Origin of the sequence: Metapseudomonas resinovorans (assembly GCF_002003485.1) — a bacterium.
Classification (GTDB): Bacteria; Pseudomonadota; Gammaproteobacteria; order Pseudomonadales; family Pseudomonadaceae; genus Metapseudomonas; species Metapseudomonas resinovorans_D.
Genome location: NZ_BDMA01000034.1, coordinates 13,699 through 39,006 on the forward strand (window position 1 = coordinate 13,699; position 25,308 = coordinate 39,006).

At 64.2% G+C, this 25,308-nt stretch carries 22 protein-coding genes; 13 read left to right on the top strand and 9 right to left on the bottom strand.

Annotated elements, in window-relative coordinates:
• Positions 1 to 37: 37 nt before the first annotated feature.
• From MnOB_RS10120 to MnOB_RS10145, 6 genes are all read left to right on the top strand, one after another.
• Complete coding sequence (locus MnOB_RS10120; protein WP_107504055.1) at positions 38 to 1,405, top strand: aspartate aminotransferase family protein; 1,368 nt, start codon at positions 38 to 40, stop codon at positions 1,403 to 1,405.
• A 158-nt stretch (positions 1,406 to 1,563) separates the two neighbouring features.
• Positions 1,564 to 2,664: a polyamine ABC transporter substrate-binding protein gene (locus MnOB_RS10125; protein WP_077524094.1), complete on the top strand. Its 1,101-nt coding sequence runs from the start codon at positions 1,564 to 1,566 to the stop codon at positions 2,662 to 2,664.
• A 160-nt stretch (positions 2,665 to 2,824) separates the two neighbouring features.
• On the top strand, positions 2,825 to 3,898 hold the full coding sequence (locus MnOB_RS10130; RefSeq protein WP_077524238.1) for a polyamine ABC transporter substrate-binding protein: 1,074 nt from the start codon (positions 2,825 to 2,827) through the stop codon (positions 3,896 to 3,898).
• Between the two features lie 139 nt (positions 3,899 to 4,037).
• Entirely contained in the window at positions 4,038 to 5,180 is a 1,143-nt protein-coding gene (locus tag MnOB_RS10135; protein ID WP_077524095.1) for an ABC transporter ATP-binding protein, read from the top strand.
• Positions 5,177 to 6,085 carry an ABC transporter permease subunit gene (locus MnOB_RS10140; RefSeq protein WP_077524096.1) on the top strand — a complete coding sequence of 303 codons (909 nt, stop codon included), beginning with the start codon at positions 5,177 to 5,179 and terminating at the stop codon, positions 6,083 to 6,085. Before MnOB_RS10135 ends, MnOB_RS10140 begins: the two co-directional genes overlap by 4 nt.
• A gap of 82 nt (positions 6,086 to 6,167) precedes the next feature.
• Complete coding sequence (locus tag MnOB_RS10145) at positions 6,168 to 7,052, top strand: ABC transporter permease subunit (protein WP_077524097.1); 885 nt, start codon at positions 6,168 to 6,170, stop codon at positions 7,050 to 7,052.
• A gap of 316 nt (positions 7,053 to 7,368) precedes the next feature.
• Here the strand turns inward: MnOB_RS10145 and MnOB_RS10150 are convergent, their stop codons facing one another.
• A complete protein-coding gene (locus MnOB_RS10150; protein WP_077524098.1) occupies positions 7,369 to 8,121 on the bottom strand; it encodes an NRDE family protein in 753 nt (250 codons plus the stop codon).
• 169 nt (positions 8,122 to 8,290) lie between these two features.
• On the opposite strand from MnOB_RS10150, the gene MnOB_RS10155 reads away from it, so the two are divergent.
• The 4 genes from MnOB_RS10155 to MnOB_RS10170 are packed head-to-tail and all read left to right on the top strand — an operon-like array spanning position 8,291 to position 11,723.
• Positions 8,291 to 9,073, top strand: a complete 783-nt coding sequence (locus tag MnOB_RS10155; RefSeq protein WP_077524099.1) for a sulfite exporter TauE/SafE family protein — start codon at positions 8,291 to 8,293, stop codon at positions 9,071 to 9,073.
• A 9-nt stretch (positions 9,074 to 9,082) separates the two neighbouring features.
• Positions 9,083 to 9,883: a prolipoprotein diacylglyceryl transferase gene (gene lgt / locus MnOB_RS10160; RefSeq protein ID WP_077524100.1), complete on the top strand. Its 801-nt coding sequence runs from the start codon at positions 9,083 to 9,085 to the stop codon at positions 9,881 to 9,883.
• A complete protein-coding gene (locus MnOB_RS10165) occupies positions 9,883 to 10,677 on the top strand; it encodes a thymidylate synthase (protein WP_077524101.1) in 795 nt (264 codons plus the stop codon). The genes lgt and MnOB_RS10165 overlap by 1 nt, the downstream gene beginning before the upstream one ends.
• A 47-nt stretch (positions 10,678 to 10,724) precedes the next feature.
• Positions 10,725 to 11,723, top strand: a complete 999-nt coding sequence (locus MnOB_RS10170; protein WP_077524102.1) for a ribonuclease T2 family protein — start codon at positions 10,725 to 10,727, stop codon at positions 11,721 to 11,723.
• A gap of 66 nt (positions 11,724 to 11,789) precedes the next feature.
• Here MnOB_RS10170 and MnOB_RS10175 read toward each other — a convergent pair whose 3' ends face one another.
• The 4 genes from MnOB_RS10175 to MnOB_RS10190 all read right to left on the bottom strand — a co-directional run bounded on the left by MnOB_RS10175 (position 11,790) and on the right by MnOB_RS10190 (position 17,080).
• Positions 11,790 to 12,524, bottom strand: a complete 735-nt coding sequence (locus MnOB_RS10175; protein WP_077524103.1) for a hypothetical protein — start codon at positions 12,522 to 12,524, stop codon at positions 11,790 to 11,792.
• Between the two features lie 158 nt (positions 12,525 to 12,682).
• On the bottom strand, positions 12,683 to 14,053 hold the full coding sequence (locus MnOB_RS10180; RefSeq protein ID WP_077524104.1) for a GTPase/DUF3482 domain-containing protein: 1,371 nt from the start codon (positions 14,051 to 14,053) through the stop codon (positions 12,683 to 12,685).
• Positions 14,046 to 15,443: a DUF2868 domain-containing protein gene (locus tag MnOB_RS10185; RefSeq protein WP_077524105.1), complete on the bottom strand. Its 1,398-nt coding sequence runs from the start codon at positions 15,441 to 15,443 to the stop codon at positions 14,046 to 14,048. The genes MnOB_RS10180 and MnOB_RS10185 overlap by 8 nt, the downstream gene beginning before the upstream one ends.
• Before the next feature lie 98 nt (positions 15,444 to 15,541).
• Entirely contained in the window at positions 15,542 to 17,080 is a 1,539-nt protein-coding gene (locus tag MnOB_RS10190) for a nucleobase:cation symporter-2 family protein (RefSeq protein WP_077524106.1), read from the bottom strand.
• Positions 17,081 to 17,388: 308 nt separating this feature from the next.
• Here MnOB_RS10190 and MnOB_RS10195 point away from each other — a divergent pair, with 308 nt between their 5' ends.
• Entirely contained in the window at positions 17,389 to 17,901 is a 513-nt protein-coding gene (locus MnOB_RS10195; protein ID WP_199824518.1) for a dihydrofolate reductase, read from the top strand.
• Positions 17,902 to 18,003: 102 nt separating this feature from the next.
• Here MnOB_RS10195 and MnOB_RS10200 read toward each other — a convergent pair whose 3' ends face one another.
• The 4 genes from MnOB_RS10200 to MnOB_RS10215 form a co-directional block, all read right to left on the bottom strand.
• Positions 18,004 to 18,471, bottom strand: coding sequence for a metallophosphoesterase family protein (locus MnOB_RS10200; protein WP_077524107.1), 468 nt, complete (start codon positions 18,469 to 18,471; stop codon positions 18,004 to 18,006).
• Positions 18,472 to 18,509: 38 nt separating this feature from the next.
• Entirely contained in the window at positions 18,510 to 19,889 is a 1,380-nt protein-coding gene (locus MnOB_RS10205; protein ID WP_077524108.1) for a nucleobase:cation symporter-2 family protein, read from the bottom strand.
• A 206-nt stretch (positions 19,890 to 20,095) separates the two neighbouring features.
• Positions 20,096 to 21,937, bottom strand: coding sequence for a dihydroxy-acid dehydratase (gene ilvD / locus MnOB_RS10210; protein ID WP_077524109.1), 1,842 nt, complete (start codon positions 21,935 to 21,937; stop codon positions 20,096 to 20,098).
• Positions 21,938 to 22,196: 259 nt separating this feature from the next.
• Complete coding sequence (locus tag MnOB_RS10215) at positions 22,197 to 23,393, bottom strand: class I SAM-dependent rRNA methyltransferase (protein WP_077524110.1); 1,197 nt, start codon at positions 23,391 to 23,393, stop codon at positions 22,197 to 22,199.
• 177 nt (positions 23,394 to 23,570) lie between these two features.
• Between MnOB_RS10215 and MnOB_RS10220 the strand changes: the two genes are divergently transcribed.
• Positions 23,571 to 24,437, top strand: coding sequence for an HDOD domain-containing protein (locus tag MnOB_RS10220; RefSeq protein ID WP_077524111.1), 867 nt, complete (start codon positions 23,571 to 23,573; stop codon positions 24,435 to 24,437).
• A 25-nt stretch (positions 24,438 to 24,462) separates the two neighbouring features.
• Entirely contained in the window at positions 24,463 to 25,275 is an 813-nt protein-coding gene (gene mutM / locus MnOB_RS10225) for a bifunctional DNA-formamidopyrimidine glycosylase/DNA-(apurinic or apyrimidinic site) lyase (protein WP_077524112.1), read from the top strand.
• Positions 25,276 to 25,308: the final 33 nt, after the last annotated feature.

Sequence of the window (25,308 nt, forward strand, 5' to 3'; positions counted from 1 at the left end):
GCCGGCCCTCCAGATGTGTGTTTATTGAGGAAACGAAATGAATAGCCAAGTGACCAACCCCAAGACCCTTGAATGGCAAGCGCTCGGTCGTGACCACCACCTGCCGCCGTTCACCGACTACAAGGCGCTGAACGCCAAGGGTGCGCGGATCATCACCAAGGCCGAAGGCGTGTACATCTGGGATAGCGAAGGCAACAAGATCCTCGATGGCATGGCCGGCCTGTGGTGCGTCAACGTCGGCTACGGCCGCGAGGAGCTGGTCCAGGCGGCTACCCGGCAGATGCGTGAACTGCCCTTCTACAACCTGTTCTTCCAGACCGCGCATCCGCCGGCGGTGGAACTCTCCAAGGCGATCGCCGAGATCGCGCCGGAAGGCATGAACCACGTGTTCTTCACCGGTTCCGGTTCGGAAGCCAACGACACCGTGCTGCGCATGGTTCGCCACTACTGGGCGATCAAGGGGCAGCCGCAGAAGAAAGTCGTCATCGGCCGTTGGAACGGCTACCACGGCTCCACCGTTGCCGGTGTCAGCCTCGGTGGCATGAAGGCCCTGCACGAGCAAGGTGACCTGCCGATTCCGGGCATCGAGCACATCGCCCAGCCCTACTGGTTCGGCGAGGGCGGCGACATGGCACCGGCCGAATTCGGTGTCTGGGCTGCCGAGCAACTGGAGAAGAAGATTCTCGAAGTGGGCGAGGACAAGATCGCTGCCTTCATCGCCGAACCCATCCAGGGTGCCGGCGGCGTGATCGTCCCGCCGGAAACCTACTGGCCGAAGATCCGCGAGATCCTCGCCAAGTACGACATCCTGTTCATCGCCGACGAAGTGATCTGCGGCTTCGGCCGCACCGGCGAATGGTTCGGCAGCCAGTACTACGGCAACGCCCCGGACCTGATGCCGATCGCCAAGGGCCTGACCTCGGGCTACATCCCCATGGGCGGCGTGATTGTCCGTGACGAGATCGTCCATACCCTGAATGAGGGTGGGGAGTTCTACCACGGCTTCACCTACTCTGGTCATCCAGTGGCGGCGGCGGTTGCGCTGGAGAACATCCGCATCCTCCGCGAAGAGAAGATCGTCGAGAAGGTGAAGGCCGAAACGGCACCGTATTTGCAGCAGCGCTGGCAGGAGCTGGCCGACCATCCGTTGGTGGGCGAAGCGCGCGGTGTCGGCATGGTGGCGGCGCTGGAACTGGTCAAGAACAAGCAGACCCGTGAACGCTTCGCCGGTGGTGTGGGGATGCTGTGCCGTGAGCACTGCTTCCGCAACGGCCTGATCATGCGTGCGGTGGGTGACACCATGATCATCTCGCCGCCGCTGGTGATCAGCAAAGATGAAGTCGACGAATTGGTGACCAAGGCACGCAAGTGCCTGGACCTCACCCTGGCTGAAGTCAAAGGCTAAGAAAAAGAGGGCTTGATGGTGGCATTTAGGGACGCCGCCTGTTGTAAGCAAGCCCTCTACCTTGCCAGACTTCGCCGGTGCGTTGGCCAGGCTCACCGAGTGGTGACGTATTCGGTACGACGCCACTCGGACACTTCAACAAAAATGGAGCTACCCGCATGATCAAAACCTTCGGCAAGACCCTGCTCGCCATGACCCTGGCGGGCGCCGTGGCTGGCATGGCCCAGGCTGACGACAAAGTGCTGCACGTCTACAACTGGTCGGACTACATCGCGCCGGATACGGTCGAGAAGTTCACCAAGGAAACCGGCATCAAGGTCGTCTACGACGTCTTCGACTCCAACGAGACCCTTGAAGCCAAGCTGCTGGCCGGCAAGTCGGGCTACGACATCGTGGTGCCCTCCAACAACTTCCTCGCCAAGCAGATCAAGGCCAAGGTCTATCAGCCGCTGGACAAGTCCAAGCTGCCGAACTGGAAGAACCTGGACCCGAACCTGCTGAAGACCGTCGAAGTCTCCGATCCGGGTAACCAGTACGCCTTCCCCTACATGTGGGGCTCCATCGGCATCGGCTACAACCCGGAGAAGGTCAAGGCCGTACTGGGCGATAACGCCCCGGTCGATTCCTGGGACCTGCTGTTCAAGCCGGAAAACATCGAGAAGCTGAAGGCCTGCGGCGTTTCCTTCCTCGACTCGCCGACCGAGATCCTGCCGATCGCGCTGAAGTACCTGGGCCACGATCCGCTGAGCCAGGACCCGAAGCAGCTGAAGGAAGCCGAGGCGCTGTTCCTCAAGATCCGTCCGCACATCACCTATTTCCACTCCTCCAAGTACATCTCCGACCTGGCCAACGGCAACCTCTGCGTGGCGGTCGGCTACTCGGGTGACGTGTACCAGGCCAAGTCCCGCGCCGAAGAGGCCAAGGGTGGCGTGACGGTCGCCTACAACATTCCGAAAGAAGGCGCCGGTACCTTCTTCGACATGGTCGCCATTCCGGCTGATGCCGCGAACACCGAAGCCGCCTATGCGTTCATGAACTTCCTGATGAAGCCGGAAATCATGGCCGAGATCACCAACGAGGTGCAGTTCCCTAACGGCAACGCTGCTGCCACCGCGCTGGTTGACGAGGCGATCCGCAAGGACCCGGGCATCTACCCGACCGCGGACACCATGGCCAAGCTCTACGCTTTCCCGGACCTGCCGTCCAAGGTGCAACGCGCCATGACCCGTACCTGGACCACCATCAAGTCGGGCAAGTAAGCACGGCTGCCGTGCCCGGCGGGGACATCCCCGCCGGTGCCCGGACCGCGCTGCGCAACACCGCGAGTTGACTGGCCCCGGTTGCTGGAATGACCCGGGCTTCTTCCGGCTCCGCCGGATAACAGAAGAGGACGAACCTGTGCACTTCCCCATCCGCAAGATGATGATCACTGCCGCCGCCACCCTGACCCTGGTGTCCCAGGTCCAAGCGGATCAGACGGTGCATATCTACAACTGGTCGGACTACATCGGCGAGACCACCCTGGCGGATTTCCAGAAGGAAACCGGCATCAAGCCGGTGTATGACGTCTTCGACTCCAATGAAACCCTGGAAGGCAAGTTGCTGGCGGGCCGTACCGGTTACGACGTGGTCGTGCCGTCCAACCACTTCCTCGGCAAACAGATCAAGGCGGGCGCGTTCCAGAAACTCGACCGCAGCCAGCTGCCCAATTGGCAGAACCTGGACCCCAACCTGCTCAAGCAGCTTGAGCGTAACGACGCGGGCAACCTGTACGCCGTTCCCTACCTCTGGGGCACCAACGGCATCGGCTACAACGTCGAGAAGGTCAAGGCCGCGCTCGGCGTCGACCACATCGATTCGTGGGCGGCGATCTTCGAACCCGAGAACATCAAGAAGCTCAGCCAGTGCGGCGTGGCCTTCCTCGACTCGGCCGATGAGATGATCCCCGCCGTGCTGAACTACATGGGCCTGGACCCCAACAGCACCAACCCGGACGACTACAAGAAGGCCGAAGAGAAGCTGATGGCGGTACGTCCCTACGTGACCTACTTCCACTCGTCCAAGTACATCGGCGACCTGGCCAATGGCGACATCTGCGTCGCCGCCGGTTTCTCCGGTGACATCTTCCAGGCCGCCTCTCGCGCCGAGGAAGCTGGCAAGGGCATCCAGATCGCCTACGCGATCCCGAAAGAAGGCGGCAACCTCTGGTTCGACATGCTGGCCATTCCGGTCGATGCGGCGAACGCCAAGGAAGCCCACACCTTCATCAACTATTTGCTCAAGCCTGAAGTGATCGCCAAGGTCAGCGATTACGTCGGCTATGCGAACCCCAACCTCAAGGCTGGAGAGTTCATGGATCAGGAAGTGCGCACCGATGAGTCCGTCTACCCGCCACAAGCGGTGCTGGACAAGCTCTATGTTTCGGCGGAACTGCCGCCGAAGGTCCAGCGGCTGATGACCCGCAGCTGGACCAAGGTCAAGTCGGGCAAATGATGCAAAACCGGCGCGCCTGTAGTGTGGCGGGCGCGTCGGATCAACCCAGGCGGTATCAGGCAGGGAGCCTGATTCACGCCCATGCTGTACAAACCCGCCCGACCGCGGTGGTCGGGTAGCAATTTCTGGGAGTGTGGTAATGGCAATAGCCTCCGGTGCCTACAAGAAAGCCCTTGAGGGCAACCAGCAACCCAAAGAGGTGCTGGTAAAGATCGACCGGGTAACCAAGAAGTTCGACGAGACGGTGGCCGTGGACAGCGTGTCCCTGGACATCAAGAAGGGCGAAATCTTCGCTCTCCTCGGCGGTTCCGGTTCGGGTAAATCAACCTTGCTGCGGATGCTCGCGGGCTTCGAGCGACCGTCTGAAGGGCGCATCTTCCTCGATGGCGTCGACATCACCGACATGCCGCCTTACGAGCGCCCGATCAACATGATGTTCCAGTCCTATGCGCTCTTCCCGCATATGACTGTTGCGCAGAACATCGCCTTCGGACTCAAACAGGACAAGCTCCCGGCCGCCGAGATCGACGAGCGCGTCAACGAGATGCTCAAGCTCGTGCAGATGACCCAGTTCGCCAAGCGCAAGCCGCACCAGCTGTCTGGTGGCCAGCGTCAGCGCGTGGCCCTGGCCCGCTCCCTGGCCAAGCGTCCGAAGCTGCTGCTGCTCGACGAGCCCATGGGCGCCCTGGACAAGAAACTGCGTTCGCAGATGCAGCTGGAGCTGGTGGAGATCATCGAGCGCGTGGGCGTGACCTGCGTGATGGTGACCCACGACCAGGAAGAGGCCATGACCATGGCCCAGCGCATCGCGATCATGCACCTGGGTTGCATCGAGCAGATCGGCAGCCCTGTGGATATCTACGAGACGCCCATCAGCCGCCTGGTGTGCGAGTTCATCGGCAACGTCAACCTCTTCGACGGCGAAGTGGTGGAAGACTACGAGGCCCATGCGCTGATCGCCTGCCCGCAACTGGAGCGCCCGATCTACGTCGGCCACGGCGTGACCACCTCGGTGCAGGACAAGCGCATCACCTACGCACTGCGCCCGGAGAAGCTGCTGGTGACCACCGAACAGCCGACCTGCGAGTACAACTGGTCGCGCGGCCGAGTCCACGATATCGCCTACCTGGGCGGTCACTCGGTGTTCTACGTCAAGCTGCCGAACGGCTCGGTCGTCCAGTCCTTCGTCGCCAACGCCGAGCGCCGTGGCGCCCGTCCGACCTGGGATGACGAAGTCTTCGTCTGGTGGGAAGACGACAGCGGCGTGGTGCTGCGGTCATGAAAATTCCCAAACTGAAAAAACTGATACCCACCGGCCGACATCTCGTTATCGGGGTGCCGTTCTTCTGGCTGTTCCTGTTCTTCCTGCTGCCCTTCGCCATCGTGCTGAAGATCAGCTTCGCCGAAGCCGACGTGGCGATCCCGCCGTACACGGATATCTACACCTGGGCGGACAACCAGCTGCAACTCGTCCTCAACCTGGGCAACTACCTGATCCTCAACGAGGACGAGCTGTACCTGGCGGCCTACCTGGGCTCGTTGAAGGTCGCCTTCCTCAGCACGTTGCTGTGCCTGTTGATCGGCTACCCGATGGCCTATGCCATCGCCCGCGCCAGCAAGGAAGCGCAGACCGTGCTGCTGCTGTTGATCATGATGCCGACCTGGACTGCGATCCTGATCCGCGTCTACGCCTGGATGGGCATCCTCAGCAACAACGGCCTGCTCAACAGCTTCCTGATGGGACTTGGCCTGATCGACGAGCCGCTGCAGATCCTCAACACCAACCTGGCTGTGTACATCGGTGTCGTCTATTCGTACCTGCCGTTCATGATCCTGCCGCTCTACGCCAACCTGGTGAAGCATGACCCGAGCCTGCTGGAGGCTGCTTCGGACCTCGGTTCGAGCACGTTCAACAGCTTCTGGAAGATCACCGTGCCGCTGTCGAAGAACGGCATCATCGCCGGCTCCATGCTGGTGTTCATCCCAGTGGTTGGCGAATTCGTGATCCCGGAACTGCTCGGCGGCCCGGAGACCCTGATGATCGGCAAGGTGCTGTGGCAGGAGTTCTTCAACAACCGCGACTGGCCGGTGGCGTCCGCCCTGGCAGTGGTGATGCTGGCGATCCTGATCGTGCCCATCATTCTCTTCAACCGTAACCAGGCCAAAGAGCTGGAGGGCAAGGTATGAATCATCTGTTCGGATCGTGCCCATCATTCTCTTCAACCGACTCTCCATCCAGAAGCTGGGCGAAGGAACTGGAGGGCAAAGTATGAAACGCTTCAGTTTCTCCAACCTGATGCTGTGGGCAGGCCTGCTGTTCATCTACCTGCCGATGGTCATCCTGGTGATCTACTCGTTCAACGCCTCCAAGCTGGTGACGGTCTGGGGCGGCTGGTCGGTGAAGTGGTACGTGGGTCTGCTGGACAACACCCAGCTGATGAACTCGGTGGGCCGCTCCCTGGAGATCGCCATCTACACCGCGGTTGCCGCTGTGGCCCTGGGTACCCTGGCCGCCTTCGTGCTGACCCGCATCCCGCGTTTCCGTGGCCGCACGATGTTCGGCGGCATGGTCACCGCGCCGCTGGTAATGCCCGAGGTGATCACCGGTCTGTCGCTGCTGCTGCTCTTCGTGGCCATGGCGCAACTGATCGGCTGGCCCCAGGAGCGTGGCATCGTCACCATCTGGATCGCCCATACCACCTTCTGCTCGGCCTACGTGGCCATCGTGGTGTCGGCGCGGCTGCGTGAGCTGGACCTGTCCATCGAAGAAGCGGCCATGGACCTGGGCGCGCGTCCGTGGAAGGTGTTCATCCTGATCACTATTCCGATGATCGCGCCGTCCCTGGCGGCAGGCGGCATGATGTCCTTCGCCCTGTCCCTGGACGATCTGGTACTGGCGAGCTTCGTCTCCGGTCCCGGTTCTACCACCCTGCCGATGGAAGTCTTCTCCGCCGTGCGTCTGGGCGTGAAGCCGGAGATCAACGCCGTGGCCAGCCTGATCCTGCTGACCGTCTCGCTGTTCACCTTCTTCGCCTGGTTCTTCACCCGCCGGGCCGAGGAGCGTCGCAAGCGCGCCATCCAGCAGGCGATGGAAACTATGGCCGAGGAAGCCGCTTCCTCCAGCTGGAAACCTGCTGCCACCCAGGCCGCCTGATCCAGTGCTGAAAATACAAAGGCCACCTTCGGGTGGCCTTTGTCGTTTCTGCGAAGCGCTTAATCAGTAGGAGCGAGCTCTGCTCGCGAAGGCTTTTCACGGCCTGGTTCGCGAGCAGAGCTCGCTCCTACCTGGCGGGTGTGGGGGCAGGGAATCCCCCCACCTTGGGCGATCAGTCCTTCAGTGTAGCCAATCCGGTAGGGTGCGCCGTGCGCACCGGCGTTTGGACGGGGTGTCGGAGCTGATCCCGAAGTCGGTGCGCACAGCGCACCCTACGGGTTCAGACCGAACTAAATCCATCCCACAGGGTGCGGGGCTAGTCCTTCAGTTCCATCCGCACATCCCCCAGCTTCACGCCGTAGGGCCCATAGCTGCGCTCCACCAGTTCACGGCTGCCGTCGGCGCGGACAATCAGGGCCGAACTGGCGCGGGTGCCGTAGGTGCGGGTCGCGATGAACACGCTGGAGAGCATGCGCTCGGTGTTCAGTCCCACGCCGGTGTCCGGCAGGATGTGGTCCTGCGCGACCTCCGGGTCGTGCAGCAGGTTGAGCAGGGCATCGGTCGAGGGCGGGTTCAGGCATTCGGCGATGGCTGCCTTGCCGCGCTCGACCTTGGGCCAGGGCGTATCCAGATCGGCGTTGGAGACGCCATAGATGCCCGGCTTGAGGTTGATCGGGCCGCCACTGCGCGGGTTGAGGAACCACAGCTCACGGTCGTCTCCCACCAGCAGGTTGAACCCCGAGTAGTCGTTAGCCCGGCGCAGCGCATCCTCGAGGAACTCTCCCGGCCCCATGGTTCCGCGCAGGAACTGCACGCAGAGCTCGCCACGGGTGCGGCCGACCGGGGGCGTTCGGGGGTCTCGGATATTGGTGAGGGCGGCGAAGCGGCCTTTGGGCCCGGCGCCGAGCCAGGTACCTCCGGCTTCCAGATCGCGCCCAGCGATCACGCCAGGTGCGTCTTCCCAGTTCGCCATGGACAGTGTGGGACGTGCGTAGAATTCATCTCGGTTTGCAGCGAGCACCAGCGGGACTTCGTGTCCGGGGCGCCATGCGAATACGATCAGGCACATGGAGTCGTCTCCTTTTTATGAGCCGGAGTGTAGCAGCCGGTAGGAAAACTACATCAGCTGCAAATGTCTACTTCCGGGTTATCGGCAGCTTCCGTCGAACGTCCATCTCCACGCGGTGGAGCCAGAAACAGCCTTCCGTTAACATGCCGCTTTGTTTTCGGGGGTGTCCATGGAATTCCTGCTCTACCTGGTGCTCGGCGCCTGCGCCGGAGTGCTGGCCGGGCTGTTTGGTGTCGGCGGCGGCATGATAATCGTGCCGGTGCTGGTATTCAGCTTCACCGCCCAAGGATTCGATCCCGGCATCCTCACGCACCTGGCAGTTGGCACCTCCCTGGCCACCATCATCTTCACCTCGATCAACTCGGTGCGCGAGCATCACCGCAAAGGTGCGGTGCGCTGGCCGATCTTCGCCTGGATGGCCGTCGGCATCCTCATCGGCGCCGGCTTCGGTTCGCTGACCGCCGCGGCGATCCAGGGCCCGATGTTGCAGAAGATCATCGGTGTCTTCGCCATACTGGTAGCCATCCAGATGGGCCTGGACCTGAAGCCCAAGGCCAGTCGCGAGGTTCCTGGCAAGCCGGGCCTGACCCTGGCAGGCGTGGTGATTGGCTGGGCTTCGGCCATCTTCGGGATCGGTGGCGGCTCCCTGACCGTGCCCTTCCTGACCTGGCGCAGCGTACCCATCCAGCAGGCTGTGGCCACCTCCGCGGCCTGCGGGCTGCCGATTGCCGCGGCGAGCGCGTTGTCGTTCATGCTGCTGGGCTGGAACAACGCCAACCTGCCGCCCTACAGCTTTGGCTTCGTCTACCTTCCGGCGCTGGTCGGCATTGCCGCCACCAGCATGTTCTTCGCCCGCTTCGGTGCGCGCCTGGCCCATAGGCTATCGCCGCGCCTGCTGAAGCGCCTGTTCGCCCTGCTGCTGCTGTCAGTGGGCCTGAACTTCCTGATCTAAGGAGCTGTGATGCTGGCTTATCCCCAGATCGATCCGGTAGCGCTGGCTATCGGCCCGCTGAAGATCCACTGGTACGGCCTGATGTACCTCATCGGCATCGGGGGTGCCTGGTGGCTGGCCTCGCGCCGCCTGAAGGCCTTCGACCCCACCTGGAGCAAGGAAAAACTCTCCGACCTGGTGTTCTGGGTCGCCCTCGGCGTCATCGCCGGCGGTCGCCTTGGTTACGTCTTGTTCTACGATCTGTCGGCGTACATCGCCAATCCGCTGCTGATCCTCGAAGTCTGGAAGGGCGGCATGTCGTTCCACGGCGGCCTGATCGGCGTGATGCTGGCCACCCTCTGGTTCGGCAAGCGCAACAACAAGAGCTTCTTCCAGTTGATGGACTTCATCGCGCCGCTGGTCCCCATCGGACTGGGCGCCGGCCGCATCGGCAACTTCATCAACGCCGAGCTCTGGGGCAAGGCCACCGACCTGCCCTGGGCGATGATCTTCCCCACTGATCCGGCCCAGCTGCCGCGCCATCCGTCGCAGCTGTACCAGTTCGCCCTGGAAGGCGTGGCGCTGTTCGCCATCCTCTGGTTCTATTCGCGCAAACCCCGCCCGACCATGGCCGTTTCCGGCATGTTCGCGCTGTTCTACGGCATTTTCCGCTTCGTGGTGGAGTTCGTCCGCGTACCGGACGCCCAACTCGGTTACCTGGCCTTCGGCTGGTTGACCATGGGCCAACTTCTCTGCCTGCCGATGATCGTCGGCGGCATCGCCCTGATTATCTGGGCCCATCGCCGCCAGGCTGCCCAAGGAGTCGTCTGATGAAACAGTATCTCGACCTGATGCGCCGCGTGCGCGAGACCGGCACCTTCAAGAGCGACCGCACCGGTACCGGCACTTACAGCGTGTTCGGCCACCAGATGCGCTTCGACCTGGCCGAAGGCTTCCCCATGGTGACCACCAAGAAGTGCCACCTGAAATCCATCGTCCATGAGCTGCTGTGGTTCCTCCAGGGCGACACCAACATCAAGTACCTGAAGGACAACGGCGTCTCCATCTGGGACGAATGGGCCGACGAAGAGGGCAACCTCGGGCCGGTCTACGGCTACCAGTGGCGCTCCTGGCCGGCCCCCAATGGCGAGTCCATCGACCAGATCACCAAGGTTGTGGAGATGATCAAGAAGAGCCCGGACTCGCGCCGGCTGATCGTTTCCGCCTGGAACCCAGCCCTGGTGGACGAGATGGCACTGCCGCCCTGCCACGCGCTGTTCCAGTTCTACGTGGCCAACGGCAAGCTGAGCTGCCAGCTGTACCAGCGCTCCGCCGATATCTTCCTTGGCGTGCCCTTCAACATCGCCAGCTATGCCTTGTTGACCCTGATGGTGGCCCAGGTCTGCGATCTGGAGCCGGGCGAGTTCATCTGGACCGGCGGCGACTGTCACCTCTACGCCAACCACATCGAACAGACCGACCTGCAGCTCACCCGCGAGCCGCTGCCGTTGCCGACCATGAAGATCAACCCGGACGTGAAGGACCTGCTCGCCTTCAAGTTCGAGGACTTCGAACTGGTGGGCTACCAGGCACACCCGCACATCAAGGCGCCGGTCGCCGTCTGACCCGCCGGGGCGACAAGCGCCCCGGTCTTCCGCTGACAGGAGTCACCATGAAAGCCCCGCTTGCAGCCCTGCTCACGGGGCTTTTCGGCCTCTGGCCGTCCTTCGCCGCCTGGGCCGAGCCTGCCCAGGGCAGCTTCGTCGCCAGCCAGCGTTGCGAGGCTTTCCAGTCCATCCGCAAGCAGAGCAATCCGGACGACCTCAAGGTAGAGCCGGGCCAGCGCTACGAAGTGGTGGAGGTCAACAAAGGCGATTACGACTGGCTGCGAATCCGCATTCCGGGCAGTGACACGCCGCTGCGCTGGGTTGCGGCCGGTTGCGGGGCCGTTGAGGGACTGGTGTTCAATACCGGAAAGCCCGCGAAGACCGAAAGCGGCGGCGACATCTGCAGCCTGCCCGACCAGCATGACGGCTACGTGCTGGCGGCCACCTGGCAGCCGGGCTTCTGCGAGCACGCGTCCTACAAGGGCAGCAAGCCCGAATGCGAGGGCCTGGAGTCCGGTGAGCTGCAAATCTCCCACCTGACCCTGCATGGCCTCTGGCCCAATCGACAATCCTGCGGCACGCGCTACGGCCACTGCGCCGGGCCTGATCTCAAGCTCAGCTCGGACACACTGGCCTATGTCCGCCCGTGGATGCCGAACTTCCGCTATGGCACCAGTTTCGGCCGCTACCAGTGGGACAAGCACGGAGTCTGCCAGAGGCAGATGGACGACGACGCCTACTTCCGTCGCGCGGTGGACCTGGTGCGCCAGCTGGACCAGTCGGCGGCGGGGCAGTACGTCGTTGCCAATATTGGCGGTGCCATTTCGAAGCGCGTTTTCTACGAGCGCGTGGAGAAGGACTTTGGCAGCCGCGATGCGCAGAACAACTTCCTGCTCATTTGCAGCGGTCAGCACCTGCAGGAGATTCGTGTCGCCCTGCCCCGTGAGCTGAAGCAGGCTGACAGCCTGGTCGGTGTCGTCGATGGGCAGTTCGCCGCGAGTCGTGCGCGGGATCGCAGCGAATGCCGTGCTGATCGCATCCAGATCGAAGCTGGCGGCCGCTGATCCGGTGTGCTCCGAGCTGCTTCGTGGAACTCTCCCCTCGGCAGCTCGGTTGGTGCGGGTCGCTGCCTAGTTCAGGGTCGCCGCCAGCTCGTCGAGATCGTCGGCCGCGCGGCTGAGATAGAACTCGGCACCGCCATGGGTGCGGCCGCCGCCTTGCTGTAGCTGGGCGCGCACGAAGCGGTAGTTGGTCCGGGCCTTGCCCAGCACCTCGGTGTGTTCCGGATGGCCAGCGAGCAATTGGTCGAAGCGCTGTTCGATGTCGGCATCCAGGCCCGCCGCCTGCGCTTCGGGCAGCGCGAAGTCCAGCTTGTTGGGCAAGGGATAGGCGCGCAGCTGATAGTCCAGCAGCACGCTGGCCAGTGCCTGGCTCTGCGCGTTGAATAGCGCTCCAGGGTCGGCTGCCGAATCTTGCTTCATGCTTGCGGAGATTGCCTGGGCGGCTTGCTCCAGGCCCCGTTCCTGCTCCAGCAACTGGCCTACCAGCTCCGGGAAGCGGGGCGCCTGATCGCGCGGCAGGCGGTCGAGTGTATTGAACAACTTTTCCATGGTCTGCACCGGACGTTGCAGCGACTCCGGATTGCCGAGCTGGACGATAAGCCGGTTCAGGGTGTTGAGGTGGTAGAAGGTCGCTTTCAGGGCGCGGGGGTCGGGCTCGCGCTCCTCTGGATTGAAGTAGACCATGGCACTGGCGCAGAGCAGGCGGCTATGGCTGCTCAGCTCCCCCAGATGCCGGGCATCCTGCTCATTACCCCAGGCCAACGGGCTCAGCAGGCAGAACAGCATCAACAACTTGCGCATCATCCATCTCTCCCGGTTCTTGTTTTTGTGTCGGGCGCGCTGGGGCGGGGAATCTGGCCCCTTGCCGGCACCGTGCATTCAGACGGTGGGCCCTGTTGGAGCGGCGGGCCAATCCTACGGGAGCGGAGGGTTTTCGGTAAGTCCTTGCCGCCGGTATGTCGTCAGGGCATGAGGCCAGTGGCCAGGGTCGCTACCTGCCCCTGGCGCTCCGCCTGTTCCAACTCGGCCCCCGGATTCAGCGACGACCATTCCGGATGGGCGCGGGCCTTGCCCAGCACCGCCGGTAGCTTGCCTTCCTGCCACTGCCTTGCCTCCGGCGTGTCGACGCGCACTGCCTCGAACGCCGCGTGGCCTCGCACGTCGAGCGCCGCCAGCAACTGCCGTTGACGCAAGGCCAGCAGGCGCAGGATGGCGTCGTCCACGGTCAGTTCGCGTTGTCCCTTGATCTTGCCCAGCAGCCGTTCGCCATAGTGGCCGAAGGTCTGCCAGGCGCCGCCGGCGATGGCTCCGAGAGCGGCTGCTGCACCGAGCGTAAGGCCGCCTACCAGCAGGTCGACACTGGCGCCGGCCGCCGCACCCGCGGCCATGCCACCGCCCAGTCGCACGCCCAGTTGCTTGAGCGTTTCCGGATTGAACAGATCGTCGCCCCAACGGCCGCCCAGCAGCGGCAGGTCGCTGGTGGCGGCATCGTCCTGAGCGAAGGCGTAGAGCCGCAGCAGGGCTTCCACGCAACGTTGCTCACGCTGGCGCACCTGCTGGCGCAGTGCCTCGGTGGCCGCCTGGAGGGCGGCTTCCTGGGCCGGCACGCTGCGGCGGCAAGCGGCGACGTCCAGCAAGAGTTCGGCGATCAGGCGGCTACCGGCTTCCAGGCGCAACCGGCGTTGCGCCTGGTGGTCGTCCACCAGCCGCTGCAACTGCGGGCGGGCGCGTTCCAGCAGCAGGGCCAGGCTGTCGTAGAGCCGCTCTTCGCCATCCAGTGGAGGTGCCACGCTGTCGAAGCGCACCAGTGCATGCAGGCCCAGGCGGGCCAAGGCTTCGCGCCAGTCGGCTTCACGGTGGTTCTCGCTGGCGACGAAATTCAGCACGGGCAGCAGCGGTCGCCCGCACATGGCGAGCACTGCCAGCTCATCGCGGTACTTGGCCAGGACTGGCTCGCGGGTGTCGATCACATAGAGCCCGGCGTCGGAGGCCAGCAGTTGGCGCAGCACCTTGGCCTCCTGTTCGAAACGCTGGCGTGCTTCGCTGCCGTCGAGGAAGCGGGCGAGGCGGGCGGGGCCATCCAGGCGTTCGCCGGGGCGATCCAGCCGTTCAAGGTGATCGAGAAGGGCGATGGCATCTTCCAGGCCCGGCGTGTCGTAAAGCTCCAGCAATGGCTGGCCGTCCACTGACAGTCGCGCCCCTTCCACATGCCGGGTGGTGCTGGGGCGATGGGACACCTCGCCGAACGAACGATCACGCAGCAGGGTGCGCAACAGGGAGGTCTTGCCCACGTTGGTGTGACCCACCACGGCGAGCTTCAAGGGTTTAGTCATGGCCCGTCTCCAGCCAGTGCAGGGGGGCGCCCTGGGCATGGGGTAAAGCCAGACGATCGAGTGCCTGGTGCCAGTCTTCCAGGCGCTGGCTATCCAGGGCCTCGCCGGAGGGCGGGGGCAGCAGCCAGATGCGGGTTCGGCCGGCGCTGCGCGCAAGTTCGCCGATCAATGCCAGGGTGCCGCGATCCGGCGAGCGACGAGGGTCGCAGGCCACCGCGAGGCGTTCTGGAGGAAAGCGGCTGAGCTGATCGAGCAGGCGCTGGCGCTGTTCGCGGCTATCCAGCACGCCGGCGTCACCGACGCCCTTGGGCAGGGGCGGCGGCCAGGGGCGGCGGTCATCCAGTTCGATCGCCACCAGCAGGGCGCCCTGGCTGGCGCCATTCAGGCTGCCGGCGCGCGGTTCGACCAGTTCGACCGGGGCGGCATCGCAAACGCCCAGGCGCTCGCTGGCTGGCTGTAGGCGTTCGCGCAGCAAGCTGTAGCCAGGCAGGCTGAGGTCGAGGCCAAGGCGTGCACGTCCTTGTGACCAGCGCCAGAAGCAGAACAGCCCCAGCAGCAGGCGCGGTAGCAGGCCGTAGGTGAAGGTGACCCCCAGCAGCCAGCCTGACCAGGCCTGGCGCGCGGCCTCTTCGCCGACCACACTGCTGCTGGCGCGAATGGTTGCGGCATCCGGCAGGCTGAAACCGAACAAGCTGGGAAGCGCGCCGAGGGCCTGGGTGAGGAAGACGAAGGTGTCGCTGCCGAGAATGGTGGTTTCCCAGACGAAACCGTAACGACGGGTAGCGAGCAGGAGGAGGAGGACCGCCAGGGCGCTGCCCAGGGTCAGCAGCCAGACGCCGTGAACCAGGGTGCCCAGACCCCAGCGGGTCAGGCGTTGGCGCTGCAGCAACAGGAGCAGTGCGGGGGCCAGATGCGCAGCCTGGGCGTCGCGGGCGAGCTTGCCGCTGAGCCAAAGCCAGATGCGACCCAGCACGCTGGCGCTGCTGCCGAGACAAAACGACAGGGCCCAACCGAGCAGCATCAGTAGGTGCAGGCCGAGCAGGCTGCCCAATGCCCAGAACAGGTTCACCGGGCGTTGGCCATCGCCAAGCGCAGCAACCGCCAGGCCCGCGCCGCTGACCAGGGCGAGCAGCAGCAGCACCAGGCCGGCGAGTCGTGCACCCTGGCGCCAGTGCTGCAGGGCCTGGAGCTGCCCGTCGCGCTGGGCCAGCCAGAGGGCACGGGCTTCGATGCGTGCGGCCAGGTTTCCGCCGGCGGCATTGGCGCGGCGGTTTGCCTCGGCGTCTTCGAGGGGACCGGCGTGTTCTTCGCGCAGGCGGATGGCCTCGGTGAGCCAGAGCCGGTCGAGGCGGGAAAGGGAGGGAAGGGAGGCTGGATTGGGTTCGCTCACGAAGGGCTTCTTGGCCAAGGGTGAGCGTTGAGAATAACCGCTGGAAGCGGCCCCATCATCAAAAGAGAAGGCCGGCGCTGGGCGCCGGCCTTCATCTGTCAGTGGCTATGGGAACTGGCCGCCACCTTCACCCGGGGTGTTGATGGCGCGTCGTGATGATCGTCATGTTCGGACACCACTTTCACTTCGTTGCCGTCGCAGTCGTACAGCTTGCCGTCGCGGAAATAGTCGCCCTCGTTCAGGGCGGCGATGTCCTGATAGCGCAGGGTGCGCTCGCTGGCGGCGACGAACACCGACTGCTGGTCCGAGTTGCCAGCCTTCAGGTGGTTGAAGATGAGGTTCAGCAGGATGGCCATGATGGCGGCCGAGCTGATGCCGGAGTGGAAGATGGTTTCGAACCAGGCCGGGAAGTGGTGGTAGAAGGTCGGCGCCGCGATCGGGATCATGCCGAAGCCGATGGAGGTGGCGACGATGATCAGGTTCATGTTGTTGCGGTAGTCCACCTGCGCCAGGGTGCGGATGCCCGACGCGGCGACGGTACCGAACAGCACCACACCTGCGCCTCCCAGTACCGAAGTGGGCACGGCGGCGATCAGGCGGCCCATCACCGGCAGCAGGCCAAGGGTCACCAGGATCAGGCCGGCGGTGGCGACCACATAGCGGCTCTTCACGCCGGTGACGGCTACCAGACCGACGTTCTGGGCGAAGGCGCTCTGGGTGAAGGAACCGAACAGCGGGGCCAGGGAGCTGGAAATCATGTCGGCACGCAGGCCGTTGCCGAGACGCTTGGAATCGACCTTGGTGCCGATGATCTCGCCTACGGCAAGGATGTCCGCCGAGGTCTCCACCAACGTCACGATGATCACGATCAGCATCGACAGGATCGCGGCGACATGGAATTCCGGCATGCCGAAGTGCAGCGGCGAGGGCATGGCCACCAGCGGGCCTTCAAGCACGTTGGAGAAGTCCGCCATGCCGAAGAACACCGCAGTCACGGTGCCGATGACCATCGCCAGGAGGATCGACAGGCGCGAGATGCTGGCACTGCCCAGCTTGCTCAGCAGTAGCACGGTGGCGAGGGTGAAGGCGGCGAGGCTGACGTTGGCCACGCTGCCGAACTCCGGCGACTGGCTGTTGCCGCCCATCGCCCAGCGTGCCGCAACGGGCATCAGGGTGAGGCCGATGGTGGTGATCACGATGCCGGTCACGAGCGGCGGGAAGAACTTGGTGATCCGCGAGAATATCGGGGTGATCAGCAGGCCGATCAGTGAGGCGGCGATTACTGCGCCGAGTACGGCTGGAATGCCGCCGGCGCCGTTGCTGCCGATGATGGCGATCATGGTTGCCACGCCGGCAAAGGACACGCCTTGCACCAGGGGTAGCTGACAGCCGAAGAAGGGGAGACCGATTGTTTGCAGCAAGGTGGCCAGGCCACCGGCGAACAGTGAGGCTGCGATCAGCAGGCCGATGTCCGCGGGCGACAGCCCGGCGGCCTGGCCGATGATCAGGGGTACCGCGACAATTCCGCCATACATGGTCAGCACATGCTGCAGACCGTAGGCGAGGTTGGCTCCAATGCCGAGGTTTTCATCTTCCGGTCGTTGCACCGGAGACGGACTTGCGGTTGGGACTGTCATGGTGGGATCTCGGTTTTGTTATTGTGCTGGCAACTGTAGACAATTATTCGGCCCATTGACTAGTGCTTTGTATACAATTTTTTAGGCGATCTTTTTCGCCTATTGCCAGCAAAAAATCAGGCAAATTCTCCTAAAAACGCAGAACACGTAGCTGACCATGTGGTCAGAAAAATGATTGGCGACGAATGGAGGTTGCCCGCTGAGTCGGCGATTTCAGGTATGCACAGGCCATGCCGGAAACCGATTCCAGGGACGCCCAAACCTCCGTTTGCTTTCTCTCCAGGACGGCAATCGGTATTCTCGCCGCCATGAAAAAGACCCTGCCCCTCTCCCTGATTGCCGCCCTCGCGCAGAACCGCGTGATCGGTCGCGACAACCAACTGCCCTGGCATCTGCCAGCGGACCTCAAGCATTTCAAGGCCATGACCCTCGGCAAGCCGATCATCATGGGCCGCAAGACCTGGGACTCCCTGGGTCGTCCGCTGCCGGGCCGGCTCAATCTGGTGGTCAGTCGCCAGCGTTCACTGGTGCTGGAAGGCGCCGAGGTCTTCCCGAGCCTGGAAGCCGCGATCGAGCGCGCTGATGCATGGGCGCGCGAGGAAGAGGCCGAGGAGCTGATGCTGATCGGTGGTGCCGAGCTCTACGCGCAGGGCCTGGCCCAGGCCGATCGCCTCTACCTGACCCGCGTGGAGCTGGCCCCGGAAGGCGATGCATTCTTCCCTGAAGTGTCGCAGCAGGAATGGCGCCTGGCCTCCAGCATCGAGCACGAGGCGACGACGGACACGCCGGCCTACGCGTTCGAAGTGTGGGAAAAGCGCTGAGGAAGCTTGTTGTAGGGGCGAATTCATTCGCCAAGCAGTCCGAAGGGCCGCCGTGGAATGTGTAGGGGACTGCTGCGCAGTCCTTGGCGAATGAATTCGCCCCTACAAGTCCAGTTCCCGCAACTCCGCTCGCACCTCACCTTTCTCTATCAGCAGAAACCCCACCGACACCGGCAGCTTGAAGCGCCGCGGTCCGGCGCTGCCCGGATTCACGTGCACCAAGCCGGCGCGCTCGGTAACCAGCGGCTTGTGGGAATGCCCCGTGACCACGACGCTGAATCCACGCTCCTTCAAATCAGCGGGGATGTCCGCCTGGTCGTGCACCAGGTAGATACCCGTTTCCCCCAGCCACAGCTCTTCGACCTCGCGTACAACGTCGGCCCAAGCGTCCACGTCGTTATTGCCTCGCACCGCAGTCAGCGGTGCCAGTTGGCGCAGGGTGTCCAGGATTTCGGGCTTGCCGATGTCGCCGGCATGGAGGATGTGGTCGCAATCCTCAAGCGCCGCGAGGGCCTGGGGCCGGAGAAGGCCGTGGGTGTCTGAGATCAGGCCGATTCGGAGGGAGGTCATGGCTGGGCCCCATCGAGTGATGGGACCCATTCTGCCACTTAGTGCGACTGCGCCGGGCTTTCCGGCAGGAACCAGTTCAGCAGCAGGGCGCAAAGTCCGCCGGTGGCGACGCCGGATTCGAGGATGTTGCGCAGCGCCGCCGGCATATGGGCGAGGAACTCCGGCACCTGCGATACGCCGAGACCCAAGGCCAGGGATACGGCGATGATCAGCAGTGCGCGGCGATCCAGGGTGGTGCCGGCGAGGATGTTGATGCCGGAAGCGGCCACTGCGCCGAACATCACCATGGCGGCACCGCCCAGCACTGGTTCGGGAATGGCCTGCAGCACGCCGGCCACCGCCGGGAACAGGCCCAGCAGCACCAGCATCAGGGCGATCCAGACGCCGATGTGGCGGCTGGCGATGCCGGTGAGCTGGATGACGCCGTTGTTCTGCGCGAAGACCGAGCTTGGGAAGGTGTTGAACAGGCCGGCCAGCAGGGAGTTGGCGCCATTCACGAGTACGCCACCCTTGATCCGCTGCATCCATAGCGGGCCTTCCACCGGCTGGCGCGAAACCTTGCTGGTGGCGGTGACATCGCCGATGGCTTCGAGCGAGGTGACCAGGTAGATCACCAGCATTGGCACGAACAGCGACCATGAGAAGCCCAGGCCGAAATGTAGCGGTACTGGCACCTGCACCAGCGGTGCGTCGTGCAGGCCGCTGAAGTCGAGCCGGCCGAGCCAGGCGGCAAGCGCGTAGCCCGCCAGCAGCGCGATGACGATGGCGCAGCTGCGCATCCACACCAGCGGAATTCGATTGAGCAGCAGGATCACGCCGAGCACGGTGCCGGACAGCAGCAGGTTCTCACCATTGGCGAAGGTGCCGTTGGCCATGGCGCCGAAGCCGCCACCCATGCTGATCAGGCCTACCTTGATCAGGGTCAGGCCGATCATCAGCACCACGATGCCGGTCACCAGCGGATTGATCAGGCGCTTGACGAAGGGCAGCACGCGGGAGATGCCCATCTCGACAAAGGCACCGGCCATCACCACGCCGAAGATAGCGGCCATGACCGCTTCGACCGGTGTGCCCTGCTTGACCATCAACGCGCCGCCGGCGATCAGCGGGCCGACGAAGTTGAAGCTGGTGCCCTGGACGATCAGCAGCCCGGCGCCGAACGGCCCGAAGCGCTTGCACTGCACATAGGTGGCGATGCCCGATACCACGAGGGACATGGAGACGATCAGGTTGGTATCCCGCGCCGAGACACCCAGCGCCTGGCAGATCAGCAGGCCGGGGGTGACGATGGGAACGATGATGGCCAGCAGGTGCTGCAGGGCAGCGAGCAGGGCTGCCAGCGGGCGCGGCTTGTCGTCCAGGCCGTAGAGCAGCTCGTTGCGAGCCTCGGGGACGGGGGGCTTTTCCAGTGAAGTCATGGCGATCGACCGCAAAAAAGCGGCGATTCTACCTGAGTGGTCAGGTTTGATGGCGGGACTGAGCTCTGTAGGGGCGAATTCATTCGCCAGGCAGACCGAAGGTCCGCCATCGCCTCGCGGGTGGTTGCGCCTCCCCTGGCGATTGAAATCGCCCCCACAAGAAGCAAAAAAGCCCGGCATTTGCCGGGCTTTCGTGTTGCCGGAGCTTACAGGTGGTCCAGCATCGCCTTGTTGCGCACCGCGCCCTTGTCGGCGCTGGTAGCGAGCAGGGCGTAGGCCTTCAGTGCGGTGGTCACCTTGCGCGCGCGCGGCGCGACCGGTTTCCAGCCCTTCTTGTCCTGCACATGGCGGCGGTGGGACAGCTCTTCATCGCTGACCAGCAACTGGATGGTGCGGTTGTGGATGTCGATGTGGATCCGGTCGCCGTCCTCCACCAGGCCGATGGCGCCACCGGCGGCTGCTTCAGGCGAGGCGTGGCCGATGGACAGGCCCGAAGTGCCGCCGGAGAAGCGGCCGTCGGTGAGCAGGGCGCACTGCTTGCCCAGCCCCTTGGACTTCAGGTAGCTGGTGGGGTAGAGCATTTCCTGCATGCCCGGGCCGCCTTTCGGGCCTTCGTAGCGGATGATTACCACGTCGCCGGCCTTCACTTCGTCGGCGAGGATGCCCTTCACCGCGGCGTCCTGGCTTTCGAAGATCTTCGCGGTGCCTTCGAACACATGGATGGACTCGTCCACGCCGGCGGTCTTCACCACGCAGCCGTCGAGGGCGATGTTGCCGTAAAGAACCGCGAGGCCACCTTCCTGGGAGTAGGCGTGCTCGACGCTGCGGATGCAGCCTTCGGCGCGGTCGTCGTCCAGCGTCGCCCAGCGGGTGGACTGGCTGAATGCGGTCTGGGTCGGGATGCCTGCCGGGCCGGCCTTGAAGAAGGTGTGTACGGCCTCGTCCTGGGTCTGGGTGATGTCCCACTGGGAGATGGCGTCCGCCATGCTCGGGCTGTGCACGGTGGGCACGTCGGTGTGCAGCAGGCCACCACGGGCCAGTTCACCGAGGATGGAGAAGATGCCGCCGGCGCGGTGCACGTCTTCCATGTGGTACTTCTGGATGTTCGGCGCCACCTTGCACAGCTGCGGGACCTTGCGGGACAGACGGTCGATGTCGCGCAGGTCGAAGTCGATCTCCGCCTCCTGGGCGGCTGCCAGCAGGTGCAGGATGGTGTTGGTGGAACCGCCCATGGCGATGTCCAGGGTCATGGCGTTCTCGAACGCCTTGAAGCTGGCGACGTTGCGCGGCAGCACGGACTCGTCGCCTTCGCCGTAGTAGCGCTGGCACAGCTCGACGGCCAGGCGGCCGGCGCGCAGGAACAGCTGCTCGCGGTCGCTGTGGGTGGCCAGGGTGGAGCCGTTGCCCGGCAGCGCCAGGCCGAGGGCCTCGGTCAGGCAGTTCATCGAGTTGGCGGTGAACATGCCGGAGCAGGAACCGCAGGTGGGGCAGGCGCTGCGCTCGTACTCGGCGACCTTCTCGTCGGAGCAGGAGTCGTCGGCGGCAGCCACCATGGCGTCCACCAGGTCCAGGCCGTGGTTCGCCAGCTTGGTCTTGCCGGCTTCCATCGGACCGCCGGAAACGAAGACCACCGGGATGTTCAGGCGCAGGGCGGCCATCAGCATGCCGGGGGTGATCTTGTCGCAGTTGGAGATGCAGACGATGGCGTCGGCGCAGTGGGCGTTGACCATGTATTCCACGGAGTCGGCGATGATCTCGCGGCTCGGCAGGGAATAGAGCATGCCGTCGTGGCCCATGGCGATGCCGTCGTCCACGGCGATGGTGTTGAACTCCTTGGCCACGCCGCCGTGCTTTTCGATCTCGCGGGCGACCAACTGGCCCAGGTCCTTCAGGTGCACGTGGCCGGGCACGAACTGGGTGAAGGAGTTGGCGATGGCGATGATCGGCTTCTTGAAGTCCTCGTCCTTCATCCCGGTGGCGCGCCACAAGGCACGGGCGCCGGCCATGTTGCGGCCGTGGGTAGAGGTTTTCGAGCGGTAATCGGGCATGACGGTTTCCTGCGGCTAATCAGGTATCGATAAGAGTCTCATCGTGAGCGCGCAACATACCGGATGCAAACGGCAGATGGCCATTCGGTCGGTGGTGGCCGGAAGGCGGGGCGGGGTCACCGCTCGCTCGGCCGAAGCTCACTGGCCCGCCGGAGGATGGTTGGCGAGGAATGGCCCGATTCTACGCCGGGCCCGGCCGGCAGGGAAAGGCTGGCGGTCGGGCCGGCGCAGCGGCCGGCCCGATGCTGGGCGGAGGTGCTTAGCTGTTCGGCAGCAGGCGAACCGTCAGGCTCTTGATGTAGCGGGTCTCGGCGATGGCCGGGTGCACGGGGTGGTCTGGACCCTGGCCGCCGCGCTCCAGCAGCTGGATATTGCGATCCAGATGGCGGGCGCTGTTGAGCAGGATGTTCTGCAGGTCGTCTTCCGGCAGGTGCATGGAGCAGGAGGCGCTGACCAGGATGCCGTCCTTGTTCAGCAGGCGCATGGCTTGCTCGTTGAGGCGGCGGTAGGCGGCCTCGCCGTTCTTCAGGTCCTTCTTGCGCTTGATGAAGGCGGGCGGGTCGGCGACGACCACGTCGAAGCGCTCTTCGGCGGCTTTCAGTTCCTTGAGGGCTTCGAACACGTCACCTTCCACGCAGGTGACCTGTTCGGCCACGCCATTGAGGGTCGCGTTGCGCTCCACGCCATCGAGGGCGAAGCCGGAGGCGTCGACGCAGAACACTTCGCTGGCGCCGAAGGCCGCGGCCTGCACGCCCCAGCCGCCGATGTAGCTGAACAGGTCGAGGACGCGCTTCCCCTTCACGTAGGGCGCCAGGCGCGCGCGGTTCATGCGGTGGTCGTAGAACCAGCCGGTCTTCTGGCCTTCCATGACCGGGGCCTCGAACTTCACGCCGTTCTCTTCCAGGGCGACCCACTCGGGCACCACACCGAAGGCAGTGTCCACGTAGCGCTCCAGGCCTTCGGCGTCACGCGCGCTGGAGTCGTTCTTCCAGAGCACGCCGCGAGGTTTGAGGACCTGCACCAGGGCGTCGAGCACGGCGTCCTTGTTGCGCTCCATGGCGGCGGAAGCAAGTTGCACCACCAGGTGATCGCCGAAGCGGTCCACCACCAGGCCCGGCAGCAGGTCGGAGTCGCCGTAGACCAGGCGGTAGAAGGGCTTGTCGAAGAGGCGCTCGCGCAGACTCAAGGCGACGTTGATGCGATGCACCAGGAGGGACTTGTCCAGGCTGTGCTTGATGTCACGGGACACCAGGCGGGCGCAGATCAGGTTGTTCGGCGAAATGGCGACCACGCCCAGGGGCTTGCCGCCAGCGGCTTCGAGGATGGCCTGGTCGCCCGGCTGGAAGAGGCTCATCGGGGTGGCGACCACGTCCACTTCGTTGCTGTAGACCCACAGGTGGCCGGCGCGCAGGCGTCGATCGGCGTTGGCTTTGAGGCGCAGGCTGGGCAGGGACATGTGTCGCTCTCCGGAAAAAAGGCGGGGATTATACCCCAGCCCGCGCAGGCTCCGGGGGCCGCCCGGCGGTGCTGTAGGCGACCTGGCACGATGGTCGGAAAATGCCTGGAAATCCCGAGCAAGTGATTGGTGCAACCGGGTAGACTGTCGACTCGGTCAAACTTCCCTCTCATTCCCATGGCTCAAGAACTATCCGCAGATCAGATCCGTCAGGTCCTGCAGGGCATCAGTGTGCCGCCGCAACCTCAGATCATGGTCGACCTGCAAATGGAGCAGGTCATGCCCAACCCGGACCTGAAATCCATCGCCCGCCTGATCAGCCAGGACCCGGGCCTGTCCGGCGCGCTGCTGAAGATCGTCAACTCGCCCTTTTTCGGCCTGACCAACCGCATCGCCTCGATCCAGCAGGCAGTGAACCTGCTCGGCTGCAACACGGTGATCAACCTGATCAACGCGCAGTCGATCAAGGGCGAGATGAGCGATGAGACCATCCTTACCCTGAACCGCTTCTGGGACACGGCCCAGGACGTCGCGATGACCAGCCTGACGCTGGCCAAGCGCATCGGTTACCAGTCCGCCGACGAGGCTTATGCCCTCGGCCTGTTCCACAATTGCGGCATCCCGCTGATGCTCAAGCGCTTCCCCGACTACATGATGGTGCTGGAAGAAGCCTACGCCAGTGCTGGCCCCGAGCGCCGCGTGGTGGACACCGAGAATCGCCTGCTGAATACCAACCACGCCGTGGTCGGTTTCTTCACGGCGCGCTCCTGGCGCCTGCCGGAGCATCTCTGCGAAGCGATCGCCAACCACCACAACGCACTGTCGATCTTCACCGACGATTCCGCTCGCGATGCCCAGCTCAAGACGCTGCTGGCCATCCTCAAGATGGCCGAGCACATCTGCGCCTCGCATCTGGTGCTGGGCAACCAGCCAGAGGATTACGAGTGGATGAGCATTCGCGCGCAGGTGCTGGACTATGTCGGGTTGTCGGAGTACGACTTTGAGAACCTCAAGGAAAGCATCCGCGAGCTTGGCGTGAGCTGAGCCGCGCCCGAGTACCGAGATTCCGATGCCTGAATTACCCGAAGTCGAAACTACCCGTCGTGGCATTGCGCCCTTCCTCGAAGGCCAGCGCGTTAGTCGGGTGATCGTGCGTGAGCGCCGTTTGCGCTGGCCGATTCCCGAAGACCTCGATGTGCGCCTGTCCGGCCAGCGCATCCTGCTGGTGGAGCGCCGCGCCAAGTACCTGTTGCTGCAGGCCGAGGTCGGCACCCTGATCAGCCACCTCGGCATGTCCGGTAGCCTGCGCCTGGTGGAGGCCGGCTTGGTCGCGGCCAAGCATGAACATGTGGATATCGAGCTGGAATCGGGCATGGCCCTGCGTTACACCGACCCGCGTCGCTTCGGCGCGCTGCTCTGGAGCGACGACCCGCTGAATCATGAGCTGCTGCGTCACCTGGGGCCGGAACCGCTGACCGGGCTGTTCGACGGCGACCGCCTGTTCCAGTTGTCCCGCGGCCGCAGCATGGCGGTTAAGCCCTTCATCATGGATAACGCAGTGGTAGTCGGGGTCGGCAATATCTACGCCACCGAGGCGCTGTTCGCCGCAGGGATCGACCCGCGTCGCGAAGCGGGCTCCATTTCGCGGGCGCGCTACCTGAAGCTGGCCGAGGAGATCAAACGCATCCTCGCCCAGGCCATCGAATGCGGCGGCACCACCCTGCGCGACTTCGTCGGTGGTGACGGCAAGCCCGGTTACTTCCAGCAGGAGCTCTGGGTCTACGGCCGCGCTGGCGCGTTCTGCAAGCAGTGCGGTTCGACCCTGCGGGAAATCCGTCTCGGCCAACGCGCCAGCGTCTATTGTCCGCGCTGCCAACGCTGATCCTTCGCCGGGTCGCCAGACTCGGCGCCGAGC